Genomic DNA, 12,507 nt, shown 5'->3' on the forward strand with positions numbered 1-12,507 from the left:
TTTGCAATAGCTTGCAATCTTTTTATCTATGAATTATGTTATCCAACATTATACAATTCAGTGTAAAGAACAAATTAATTGTTTTTTTGCTCACATTATTTATTATAGGTTTTGGACTGTATTCCTTAACCCAGATACCCATCGGGGCTGTTCCCGATGTTACCAATAATCAGGTACAGGTAATTACCACTTCCCAGAATTTGTCAACCCAGGATATGGAGCAATTCATTACCTATCCCGTGGAACTGGAAATGGCGAACTTACCCGGAGTTATTGAAATTCGTTCGGTGTCAAAATTTGGACTTTCCGTGGTCACCATTGTTTTTGAGGACAATATGGGCACTTTTTTGCCCCGACAGTTAATTTCTGAAAAATTAATATCGGCCTCCGAGAAAATCCCTGCAGGTTTCGGTACTCCCCAAATGGGCCCGATCACCACTGGTCTAGGCGAAATATATCAGTACATTCTGGACACCAAGCCCGGGTACAAGGACAAGTATTCTGCCATGGACCTGCGTACCATTCAGGATTGGGTGGTTAAGCGGCAACTTTCCGGAATTCCGGGGGTGGTCGAAGTGAACACTTGGGGCGGCTATTTAAAACAATATGAAGTAGCTATAAACACTCAAAAGCTGAACGCCATGAATATTACCACTGCCGATATTTTTACGGCCTTGGAAAAGAACAACAGCGTTTCGGGCGGTGGTTATATCGAAAAGGTAAACCAGGCCTACTTTATTCGGGGCGAAGGGCTTATTACTTCACTTAAGGATATTGAAAACATTGTTGTTAAATCAACCAACAATCTCCCTATTTATATTAAGGATGTTGCGGAGGTTGGTTTCGGCAGTGCCACGCGTTTTGGGGCCATTACCGGAAATGGCGAAGGAGAAAAGGTTTTGGGACAGGTAATGATGCTAAAGGATGCCAATTCCAAAAAGGTTATTGAAGCTGTCCATGAACGCATAGACGCCATCTCCAAAACCTTGCCGGAAGGTGTTTTTATCAACGGATTTTTGGAACGTAGCGAGCTTATAGGCAAAACAACTTTCACCGTTGCGGAAAACTTGATTTTGGGCTGCTTGATCGTTATTTTTGTGGTTGTGCTGTTGCTGGGAAATCTTCGTTCAGGTTTGGTCGTAGCTTCGGTAATTCCACTTTGTTTATTATTTGCGCTCTCATTAATGTATATTTTTGGGGTAGATGCCAACCTTATGAGCCTAGGGGCCATAGACTTTGGAATCATTATAGATGGCGCAGTTATTATTGTTGAGTTCATTGCCTTTCAAATAACCGCAAAGAAGGGAGAATTGCAACTGCTGGGTGCTAAGGCACAACAGACCCTAAAAAATGAAATTACCTTTAATGGCGCTTCCAAAATGATGAACTCCGCCATTTTTGGCCAGCTGATCATATTAATAGTGTTTATTCCAATTCTATCATTGAGCGGTGTTGAAGGAAAAATGTTTAAGCCAATGGCGCTTACCTTTAGTTTTGCTTTAATAGGAGCCATGATCCTATGTTTTACCTATGTTCCGGTGGCCGCCTCCATATTTATAAAACCATCTACCCTTTCCCCAAAAAATATTTCGGTACGACTGATGAATTTTCTTAATAGGTCTTATGATCCCATTATTCGTTGGGCACTTAAAAAGAAAAAATTGGTGTTGGCTATTTCCGTCTTGCTATTGGGAGGTTCCATATATCTATTTACCACTATGGGCGGGGAGTTTGTGCCTACCTTGGACGAGGGGGACTTTGTGATACAACCCGTTTTAAAAACAGGGACCTCTTTGAGCGAAACTGTTGAAATTACCACCAAGATAGAACGGATTCTTCTGGATAATTTCCCAGAGGTGAAACAGGTGGTTACCAGAATAGGTGCGGCAGAAGTCCCCACAGACCCAATGTCTATGGAGGAGAGTGATGTTATCATTATCCTGAAATCCAAAAAGGAATGGGTGTCTGCAGAAAGTAAGGATGAATTGGCAGATAAATTCAAGGAGGCTCTGGGAGTGATTCCCGGTATGGAAGTGGAATTTACCCAGCCCATAGAAATGCGCTTTAACGAGCTTATTACCGGGGTCCGTGCGGATATCGCCATTAAAGTTTTCGGGGACGACCTGGAAATCCTGAATAAAAAAGGTAATGAAATTAAAAACCTTATTCAGAATGTGGACGGTGCAGCAGACATAACCGTAGAGAAAATTGCTGGACTTCCGCAAATGAACGTAAAATTTGACAGGGCAAAGATTGCCAGATATGGACTTAACATTGCCGATTTAAACAGCCTTATTTCCATGGGGTTTGCCGGGACCAACTTGGGGAGCGTCTTTGAAGGAGAAAAGCGATTTGACCTAACGCTAAGGTTGGATCAAAAAAGTAGACAGGACATTTCCAATCTAAAGAATTTGTATGTGGACACCCCGAATGCTGGTAAGATTCCTTTGGGAGAGTTGGCCCAAATTTCCTATACCACCGGAGCGGCCAAAATCTCTAGGGACGATACTAAACGCAGGATCGTAGTGGGGATCAATGTTAGGAATAGGGACCTTCAATCGGTAGTGGATGACGTTCAAAAGCTGATAGAAACTAATGTAAAACTACCTACCGGCTACACCATCACTTATGGGGGGCAGTTCGAAAATTTACAAAGTGCCAAAGACCGCCTGAAAATTGCAGTGCCAGTGGCGTTGGTCCTTATTTTGATACTGCTCTATTTTGCATTTGGTTCCATAAGGGAGGCATTGATTATTTATTCAGCCATTCCTTTGGCGGCCGTTGGCGGAATACTTCTGTTGTTTGTCAGGGACATGCCATTTAGTATCTCTGCCGGAGTGGGTTTTATAGCCCTTTTCGGGATTGCCGTGCTTAATGGAATTGTTTTGATAGAACATTTTAAAGAATTAAAACATGAAGGTATGGAAGATTCGGACGAACTTATTATACAAGGATCAAAAGATCGGTTGAGGGCAGTATTGCTAACCGCATCCGCTGCCGCACTGGGATTCCTTCCTATGGCTATTTCCACTAACGTGGGCGCAGAGGTACAGAGACCACTTGCTACAGTGGTTATTGGAGGGCTTATTACCGCCACCATATTAACGTTGGTGGTATTGCCCATACTCTACTCTATTTTTCATTTGAAAGCAAGAAAAGAGACGGTCAACTCTAAGAGCAGTGTCAAGGTCCTAAGTTTGGCAATACTATTCTTCGTTGGTGTGAGTGGTGTTGAGGCACAGGAAGAGGGACTCAATTTTGATGAAATACATGCTTTGGCCTTAAGTAACAATTCCGGCCTAAGGGCATCAAAACTTAAGGTGGATGAATCCAAAGCACTTATAGGCAGTGCCTTCAATTTTGATAAGACAGACCTGTACTATCATTACGATCAAAATAACATCGCCTTCAACAATAAGCCCTTGGAGGTATTTGGCATACAACAGAACTTCCTTTTTCCAACCGTTTATTTTGCGGAAAAAGGGGTGAATAAGGCCAATTATCTTATTGAAACAAGTGGTTATGAGCGGAAAAAGAGAATCCTTGAACAGGAATTGGCTTCCAATTATCACGGATTGCAATACGCAAGGCAAAAGGAAAAGACCTATAGTGAACTAAACGCCTTGTATGAACGCTTTTCCTATTCCGCCCAACGCAGGTTTGAACTTGGAGAAAGTAATTATTTGGAAAAAATAACGGCTCAGGCCAAACAAAGGGAGCTACAGACACTTTACAAAAAAGCGGTTGAAGATGCCAACTTGGCGTATCAAGAACTCATTAAAACGGTGCAGCCAGATTCTACCCTTTTGGTTAGGACGATGCCTATGGAAAAACTTCAGATAACGGATGTGAATATTGAAAACAATGCGGGGATGTCGTTTTTTGAAAATAGAACAAAAATGTTCGAAGCCAAAAGTACTCTTGAGCAACAACATTTATTGCCGGATCTGAACTTCAATTATTTCCAAGGAACCAATTCCACTTTGGGAGAGAACCTTTATGGTTTTCAAGTGGGGATTAAGATTCCGTTATTTTTTAGTGGTAATGCCTCTAAAATTAAGGCAGCCAAAATAGCCAAGGAGGTTTCCCGGGCAGAAGCAGAGGATTATACGGTTCAGTTAAGGACTAAATACGAATCACTAAAGGGGCAATTAAAAAAGTATCAAGAGGTGCTTGCCTATTACGAGACGGAAGGTCAGGGTCTTGCTGATGAAATTATAAAAACCGCGACCCTCAGCTATCAGAGTGGGGAAATAGACTTTTTTCAATACATACAGAGCATGGAAAATGGGTATGATATTACCCTTACATATCTGGAGAATCTAAATGCCTATAATCAAACGGTCATTGCTATCAATTATTTAAACTTATAAAATAAATACTATGTCACGATTACTATATATAATTCCTGTAACAATTCTTTTTCTTCAAATGTCGGCTTGCGGGGATTCAAGCGAAAAAAATAACGGTACTGGCAATAGTGCGGAAAGTGAACTATCGGCCAATAAAATAAACATTTCTAAAGCCCAATTTAAAGGAGAGAACATGGAATTGGGTCGCCTTAGTCAACAAAACTTTCCTGTGGAGGTAGAGGTTACGGGAACCATAGACGTACCTCCCCAAAACAAAGCGATAGTAAGTGCCTTTGTAGGGGGCTATATAAAGAGAACTCCTCTTTTGGTTGGAAATAAGGTAAGGAAAGGCCAGCCCCTACTTACATTGGAAAATCCCGAATTTGTTCAAATGCAACAGGATTATCAGGAAAGCTTTGAACAGCTTAGTTTTCTTAAATCAGAATTTGAACGTCAAAAAAGTCTTGTTGCCGAGCAGATAACTTCACAAAAGAATTTCTTGAAGGCAGAGAGCGAATACAAACGCAATCTTGCCAGATACAACGGATTACGACAAAAATTAAAAATGTTAAATATATCTCCCGAAAATGTTGAAAAGGGAATTTTGGCATCAGAGGCAACCATTTTTGCCCCAATAGATGGCAGTATAACCAAAGTGAATGTTAGTAAGGGTATGTATGTTTCCCCTGCCGATGAAATTATGGAAATAGTAAACACAGACCATATCCACTTGGAATTGTCCGTCTTTGAAAAGGATATTATGAATGTCAAAAAAGATCAAAAAATACGTTTTAAGATTTCGGAGGCTTCAGAGGAATATTATGACGCCGAGGTATATTTGGTGGGGACCTCCATTGATGCGGACAGTAGAACGGTAAAAGTACACGGGCACTTGCACGATGATGAAAACCACAATTTTGCCGTTGGTATGTTTGTGGAAGCAGCTATTATTACCTCTAATCAGAGCATTAATGCGTTGCCCAATGAGAGTTTTATTGTTCAGGATAATAACCAATATGTTTTATCCTTGGTCTCGGAAGGGAATGAAGGATATGTTTTTGAGAACAAAGCTGTTGGTATAGGGGATAGCTATAATGGATATACCGCCATTACGGAAATGGGCGACTTAAAGGATAGCGATCAGGTTATTGTTAAAGGAGGATTTAATTTGCTGGGTGAGACTGGTGAAAGTGATTAGTATATAATAGTCAATTTTTTGAAAGTTGAAGTTTTATATCTCAATTAGCTATCTAAAACTTTAAAATCCAAACCATGAAAACGAGCATGTTTATGTCCGTTTTCATGGTTTGTATTTTTTTTGGCTCTAAAGACTAGAAGCGTCTATTTGGGGAAAAGCCGTTTATATCCATAGAGGTTTTCTTGTCCGATATTATTTCGGAAACCAATTTTCCGGTCACAGGGCCAAGACTCCAACCCATCATGGCGTGCCCAGTTGCTACCGTTAAATTTTTAAGGGCGCTACTTTTACCAATATAGGGCAAGCCATCCGGTGAAACGGGGCGCAGACCACTTTTGGCATCAGCTTTTTCTGATTCATTTATTTTTATTTCCGGATAGAATTCAGTGGCAGCTCTTGCTATGGCTTCAACCCGTTGTTTTCTAATAATATCGTTGATTCCCGAAAATTCCATGGTGCCTGCAAAACGAGTATATTCTGTCATTGGTGTTACCGCTACCTTGGCTTCCATTAAAATGGCCGGAATGGTAATCCCGGTGGGTCTAGGTACATTTATCCGATACCCTTTGCCCGCCTGTATGGGAAGTTTTATTTTCATTTTCTTGGACAAGCTATCGCTCCAAGAGCCTGCTGCCAAAACAACCTCTTCAGGGGAATATTCCTTCTTATTGCTAGTTACCTTGGTTATACGGCCATTTTCTGTAGATAAATCAATAACCTCTTCATTGGTCTTAATAACTACCCCGTTCTTCTTTAGGTAATCCAACATTTTCTTCATGAACTCTGTCGGAGTGGTGTGTCCATCACACTCATAATGAACGGCCCCTTTGACGTCCATAGTAACGTTTGGTTGAAGTAAATCCAGCTCTTTTTTGTTCAATGAGCTAACCTCCAAGCCTAAGAACGAAGCCTTTTGAGCTACTTGCATTTCATGTTCACCTTCCTTTTCTGTTTTATATAACATTAAAAGACCTTTTCGTTCCAGTTGAAAATCACCTAGATCCCCTGTATTCTTTATAGAGGTAAAAAGTTCCCTACTAATTATATTTATTTCCTTGATCAAGGGTATTGCCAAGGCTACTTTTTCTTTAGTAGAGGATTTGTGGAAATACCATGACCATTTAAAAAAATCCGTATCCCAGCGAGGCTGCATATAAAATGGACTGGACGAATTGAACATCCATTTAATTCCTTTAGATATCATTCCAGGAGAGGCCAAGGGAATAATATGGCTTGGGGTAATATACCCAGCGTTGACAAAAGAGGCACCGGAAGTAATATCCGATCTGTCCAGTATGGTAACCTTATGACCCTCTTTTTGTAAAAAGTAGGCAGAACAGAGTCCAACAATTCCCCCACCTATGATCAATACATCTTTTTCCATTCTATTAAATTACTTGAAAACCGTGGGCATAGGGATCGTCATCATCGATAATAATATTGTTGTAGCCATAAACCTGTGCCCATCCTTTTATACTTGGGACGATGGCCTTTATTCCGGCCAAAGAAGTTTCTTCCTCCACTTTCCCAACAAATTGGGACCCAATAAAACTTTCATGGATAAACTCATCCCCCACTTTTAGCTTTCCTTTGGCATGCCATTGTGCCATTCGGGCAGAAGTGCCTGTACCACAGGGAGACCTGTCTATTGCCTTATCCCCATAGAAAACAGCATTTCTTGCCGTGGCCTCCGGTGATATGGTGTTGCCAGTCCATTCTATATGGCTGACACTATTGATAGTCGGGTTCTCTGGGTGGATAAACTTGTTGGGATATTTAAGATTTATTTTCTCCCTTATCTCTTGACTGTATTGGACCAACTTGCCTGCGGAGTAATCCTGAATGCCTTTAAAATTCTTTTGGGGGTCAATAATAGCATAATAGTTGCCCCCGTAAGAGACGTCAAAAACAAGTTCCCCTAAATCTGAACAATTAACAGTAAGTTCGGATGCAGCCAGGTACGATTTAACATTCGTTAATTTTACCCAATCTACCTTTTTGCCGGTTTGTTGATATTGAATATTTACCAGGCCCGCAGGAGTTTCCATTCTTATTTTTCCGGGTTCCTTTGGAGAAAGTAGCCCTTCCTCTATCCCTATGGTTATTGCCCCTATGGTACCATGTCCGCACATGGGGAGACAGCCACTGGTTTCTATAAACAGTATACCAAAATCGTTGGCCGGATCTGAAGGCGGGTAAAAAATACTTCCGCTCATCATGTCATGGCCACGAGGTTCGAACATTAGTCCTTTTCGGATCCAATCGAATTCCTTTAAAAAATGCTGGCGTTTTTCGCTCATGTCCACGCCAAATAGATTAGGCCCTCCTCCGGCAACCACCCTAACAGGATTCCCGCATGTATGGGCATCCACACAAAAAAAAGTTTTTCTACCCATTTTGCTAGAGCTGCTGTTTGGTATGTTCACCGTTCACTAGTCTCATGATATCCAAAGGATTGTTGTTCTTTAAGGCATCCGGTAATAATTCTTCCGGCCAACTTTGGAAAGACACTGGTCTTACCCATCGTCTTATGGCCGAAGTTCCTACGGAGGTAAACCTACTATCTGTAGTAGACGGAAATGGCCCTCCATGCATCATGGATGGACAAACTTCCACTCCTGTGGGCACTCCATTGAAGATGATACGCCCTACCCTATTTACCAAAGCATTTACTACCTCTGGACTGGTTTTGATCTCGGTTTCCGTCCCTAAAATAGTTCCGGTCAACTGTCCTTCCAAATGTTGGATTACAGTAACCAATTCCGCTTTGTCCTGGCATTGTACAACAATTGAAAACGGACCAAAAACCTCCTTATGTAACACGGGATTGTCCAAAAAGTCCTTCGCAGCAACGGTCAATATTTTTTGTTCGGCAAAATTAGGGGCCACTTCACCTTTAAAAGCAGCTACTTCGGCTGTTTTGGGCTGGGAGGATAATTCTTTTTTCCCTTTTTCGTAACCTTCGTATATGTTGGGATGCAACATGCAAGTAGGCTCTAATTTTTCTATTTCATTGCCCAAGTTGGTTATAAAACCCTCCAAGGCCTGTCCTTTTATACCTATAATAAGTCCTGGATTGGTGCAAAATTGCCCCGCTCCCAGTACAATGGAACCCGCGTATTGAGCGGCCCATTCGGACCCTTTTTGCTCCAAGGCAGAGGGTAGGACCACTACAGGATTAATACTGCCCATCTCGGCAAAAACCGGGATTGGCTCTTTTCTTTGTGAGGCCAATCTAAATAAAGCCATTCCTCCATTGGTACTGCCTGTAAAACCTACGCCTTTTACTTTTGGGTGCATGGTCAATAATTGCCCTACCTCCGAATCACTACTATTTAAATTGGAGAAAACGCCGTCTGGCATGCCTGTCTTTTTAGCGGCTTTGGCAATAGCTGACGATACCAGTTCTCCAGTACCGGCATGCATTGGGTGACTTTTTACAATTACTGGGCAGCCTGCAGCCAAAGCACTGGCCGTATCTCCCCCGGCGGTAGAAAACGCCAATGGGAAATTGCTGGCGCCAAATACGGCAATGGGACCAATGGGAAGCAACATTTTTCTAATGTCTACTTTTGGCAATGGTTCCCTATTAGGCTGCGCAGTATCTATAGTGGCCTCTACCCAGGAGCCCTCTTCCAATAAGGAGGCGAAGGCCCGTAGTTGTCCCATAGTTCTTCCCCGCTCTCCTTTTGCCCGGCCTTCAGGTAATCCCGATTCCTGGACGTAAACCGAAATCAATTCATCGCCCAAGGCTTCAATTTCGCTGGCAATGGCCTTTAAAAATTCGGCTTTTTTGGCGTCTGGAAACTTGCTATAGGTATCAAATGCTATTGCTGCCTTATCTACTGCGGCATTTACCTCTTCTTGGGATGCCTCATGGAAAACCCATTCCGTAGGTTTATTTAATTTTGGATTGAAAGTTGAATATGTTCTACTGTTCTTGGCCGATGTATCTACTCCAATATAGTTTTTCCCTGTAATCATTATGAATTTGTTATAATTATATGCTCAAATGAGCTTGAATTTCCTTGACTAAAGTAACACTTTAGAAGGTTATTTATGTTATAATTAGGTTAAACCAACTCTGGTTTATACTCAGGAAGGGTTGGTCTTGTCTTCATCCCTTCTTCAATAATTTGCAAGACCCTTTTTCTTTCCTCTCCCTGTAAAGGTAGTCTGGGCGCCCTAACCTGCTCCGTTCCAATGCCGGTAGCTACTTCGGCCAATTTTATATTTTGTACCAATTGGGGGTTGATGTCCAGTTCCAATAAAGGTAAAAACCATCTGTAAATAGCTAAGGCTTCCTGAATTCTCCCAGCTTTTGCCAGGCTATATATGGCTACGGTTTCTGCAGGAAAGGCACAGACCAGGCCAGCTACCCAGCCGTCCGCTCCCATAAGAACGCTTTCCAATCCTAAAGTGTCTACGCCTGTCAACACCTTTAGGCGGTCACCAAACCTATTTTTAATGCGTGTGATGTTGGAGATGTCCCGGGTAGATTCCTTTACGGCTTGTATGTTGGGCATGGTCAATAATTCTTCGAACATATCCAATGTTACCTCTATGCCATAATCTACAGGATTGTTGTATATCATTATAGGTAAATCCGTGCTCTTGGCTACTTCCTTAAAGTAGGTTACCGTTTCAAAATCATTTGCCTTATAACGCATAGGAGGAAGCATCATTAATCCACTGGCCCCATATTTTTTAGCTTTATAAGCCGCTTCAATGGCACCCTTTGTGGTCTGTTCAGCTATGTTTATGATAACAGGAATCTTACCGTCAACAATTCTCACAGTCTCCTGAATCAATATCTTCTTCTCATCATCTGTTAGAGTACTGGCTTCTCCAAGGGTACCTCCTAGGATGATAGCGCTGACCCCAGCTTCCAGCTGTGCCTGAATGTTGGTTTCGAACATCTCTAGGTCCAAGGTATCCTCTTTTGTGAATTTGGTGGTAACTGCGGGCATTACGCCTTCCCATTTTATTTGCATAACAAAGATTTTTATAATGAATTACAAATTTAATACAACCGTAAACCTTAAAATAGAGAAATATTAGCCGAATTTGAGAGAATATTAACTTATTGGGCTTTCAAATGGGAAAAACAGGTTAAAAAACGATGTGAGTATTATATCAATCCAAACAATTGTAATTCTAAGATATCTTGAACATAGTCCTAACTTTTAGGTGTTTATACCACTTATGGAATATCAACAATAATAGTCTAAGCAGTTTTATAAAAATACTAAGATTCTTTCTTAAAGATTTCCCTATTTTTGGAAAATTCTGAATTAATTAAAAATAGCTGAATGAAAAAGATACTGTTTGTTGCGTTAGGACTTTCCTTGGCCTGCAACTCATCGCAAAAAACCATTTCCCAACAAATTGAACCAGTAAAAACTAGTGTAAACCCCTTGGTTTATGCCCAATCCATTACGGAGGCCGAATTAAAGGAACACCTCTATACTTATGCCTCGGATGAATTTGAAGGTAGGGATACTGGGGAACCCGGACAAAAATTGGCAGTGGAATATCTTAAAGCAGAATATGTAGAACTTGGCATTCCAGCTGCCCAATCTGATGGGAATTATTTTCAAAATGTTCCGTTGGTCATAAGTAAATTACCTAAGGGATCTGTTTCCATAAATGGAAAGGAATACCAAAATGGAGAAGGGTTGTTGACATTTACAGCTGCCACGGGTAGTTATGATAATATAGTATATGTAAATTATGGTATAGAAGAAGAGAATTATTCGGATTATGCCGGTGTGGATGTAAAAGGTAAAATAGTTTTGATGAAGGCAGGGGAACCTATGAACGCTGACGGAACTTATACCCTTTCGGGCTCCAATGAGACATCTGTTTGGAGCAATATGTCGGAATCTATTGGAAAAAGAATGGAATTGGCCTCGAGCAAAGGTGCTATTGGTGTAATGTATTTTGATGAGGGCAATTACGGTCGCTTTAAAAATAGGTTTAATTTTATGCAAAGCAAGGATAGTGGAAGTATGGGGTTAAAGGATGAAGTCCAAAATGATTTTTACAGCTTTTTTATAGATGCCCTTGTAGCAAATGCTATTCTTCCTAATATTAAATCCGAAAATACTTCTAAAAACGTTTCCACTAAATTGGTCCTTAATATTGAAAGTGATAGTAAAGACGTGGAATCTGAGAATGTAGTCGCCGTAATAAAAGGTTCCGAAAAGCCTGATGAGTATGTTATAATTTCAGCTCACCTTGATCATGTTGGGGTAAACACCGAGGGTGAGATTTTTAATGGCGCTGACGATGATGGTTCTGGAACCGTTGGTCTTTTGGAGATTGCTGAGGCATTTAAAAAAGCAGCGGATGAAGGCAATGGGCCAAAACGATCTGTAGTTTTTCTTCATGTAACGGGGGAGGAAAAAGGTCTTTTGGGATCAAAATATTACGCCGATTACGACCCAATTTTTCCTTTGTCCCAAACGGTGGCCGATTTAAATATTGATATGATCGGGAGAATAGACCCGAACCGCACTGGGAATAGGAATTATATTTATTTAATTGGTTCCGATAAGTTAAGTACAGAACTCCATGAGCTATCGGAAGAGGTCAACAAAAAATATATGAATATTGAATTGGATTACACCTTTAACGATGAAAATGATCCCAACCGTTTCTACTACAGAAGTGATCATTACAATTTTGCAAAAAATAATATTCCTATCATATTCTATTTTAATGGAACCCATGCCGACTATCACCAGCCTGGGGATACACCGGACAAAATAAATTATGATCTATTGGAAAATAGAACCAGACTGGTTTTTCTTACCGCTTGGGAGATAGCCAATAGGGATGCCCGTCTAAAGGTGGATAAGGCAGCTAAGTAATTAATAAAAAGTAAAGCTTTCAAAATGGGTGGATGAATTGGATTTGTCCACCTTTTTTGTTCTAAACATTTGGGAACTTGTG

7 protein-coding genes are annotated in these 12,507 nt (G+C 41.0%); 3 read left to right on the forward strand and 4 right to left on the reverse strand.

The window, feature by feature from the left end; all coding sequences use genetic code 11:
- Window positions 1-35 precede the first annotated feature (35 nt).
- Together KO529_RS13065 and KO529_RS13070 are read left to right on the forward strand one after the other, a co-directional pair.
- Window positions 36-4,373 carry a CusA/CzcA family heavy metal efflux RND transporter gene (locus tag KO529_RS13065; protein ID WP_215948318.1) on the forward strand — a complete coding sequence of 1,446 codons (4,338 nt, stop codon included), beginning with the start codon at window positions 36-38 and terminating at the stop codon, window positions 4,371-4,373.
- 10 nt (window positions 4,374-4,383) lie between these two features.
- Entirely contained in the window at window positions 4,384-5,550 is a 1,167-nt protein-coding gene (locus KO529_RS13070; protein ID WP_215948319.1) for an efflux RND transporter periplasmic adaptor subunit, read from the forward strand.
- A gap of 133 nt (window positions 5,551-5,683) precedes the next feature.
- Here the strand turns inward: KO529_RS13070 and KO529_RS13075 are convergent, their stop codons facing one another.
- The 4 genes from KO529_RS13075 to KO529_RS13090 all read right to left on the reverse strand — a co-directional run bounded on the left by KO529_RS13075 (window position 5,684) and on the right by KO529_RS13090 (window position 10,544).
- Complete coding sequence (locus KO529_RS13075; protein WP_215948320.1) at window positions 5,684-6,934, reverse strand: NAD(P)/FAD-dependent oxidoreductase; 1,251 nt, start codon at window positions 6,932-6,934, stop codon at window positions 5,684-5,686.
- A gap of 4 nt (window positions 6,935-6,938) precedes the next feature.
- A complete protein-coding gene (locus KO529_RS13080) occupies window positions 6,939-7,946 on the reverse strand; it encodes a 4-hydroxyproline epimerase (protein ID WP_215948321.1) in 1,008 nt (335 codons plus the stop codon).
- 4 nt (window positions 7,947-7,950) lie between these two features.
- Window positions 7,951-9,534 carry an aldehyde dehydrogenase (NADP(+)) gene (locus tag KO529_RS13085; protein WP_215948322.1) on the reverse strand — a complete coding sequence of 528 codons (1,584 nt, stop codon included), beginning with the start codon at window positions 9,532-9,534 and terminating at the stop codon, window positions 7,951-7,953.
- Window positions 9,535-9,623: 89 nt separating this feature from the next.
- Window positions 9,624-10,544, reverse strand: coding sequence for a dihydrodipicolinate synthase family protein (locus KO529_RS13090; protein ID WP_215948323.1), 921 nt, complete (start codon window positions 10,542-10,544; stop codon window positions 9,624-9,626).
- A gap of 318 nt (window positions 10,545-10,862) precedes the next feature.
- On the opposite strand from KO529_RS13090, the gene KO529_RS13095 reads away from it, so the two are divergent.
- Entirely contained in the window at window positions 10,863-12,425 is a 1,563-nt protein-coding gene (locus tag KO529_RS13095) for a M28 family peptidase (RefSeq protein ID WP_215948324.1), read from the forward strand.
- The last annotated feature ends 82 nt before the right edge of the window (window positions 12,426-12,507 follow it).

Source organism: Arenibacter algicola (assembly GCF_018860365.1).
GTDB classification, from domain to species: domain Bacteria; phylum Bacteroidota; class Bacteroidia; order Flavobacteriales; family Flavobacteriaceae; genus Arenibacter; species Arenibacter algicola_B.

Bases quoted from the DNA above. Each gene is read 5' to 3' on its own strand.
- KO529_RS13065 (WP_215948318.1), top strand. From the start codon at position 36: ATGTTATCCAACATTATACAATTCAGTGTAAAGAACAAATTAATTGTT.
- KO529_RS13070 (WP_215948319.1), top strand. From the start codon at position 4,384: ATGTCACGATTACTATATATAATTCCTGTAACAATTCTTTTTCTTCAA.
- KO529_RS13075 (WP_215948320.1), bottom strand. From the start codon at position 6,934: ATGGAAAAAGATGTATTGATCATAGGTGGGGGAATTGTTGGACTCTGT.
- KO529_RS13080 (WP_215948321.1), bottom strand. From the start codon at position 7,946: ATGGGTAGAAAAACTTTTTTTTGTGTGGATGCCCATACATGCGGGAAT.
- KO529_RS13085 (WP_215948322.1), bottom strand. From the start codon at position 9,534: ATGATTACAGGGAAAAACTATATTGGAGTAGATACATCGGCCAAGAAC.
- KO529_RS13090 (WP_215948323.1), bottom strand. From the start codon at position 10,544: ATGCAAATAAAATGGGAAGGCGTAATGCCCGCAGTTACCACCAAATTC.
- KO529_RS13095 (WP_215948324.1), top strand. From the start codon at position 10,863: ATGAAAAAGATACTGTTTGTTGCGTTAGGACTTTCCTTGGCCTGCAAC.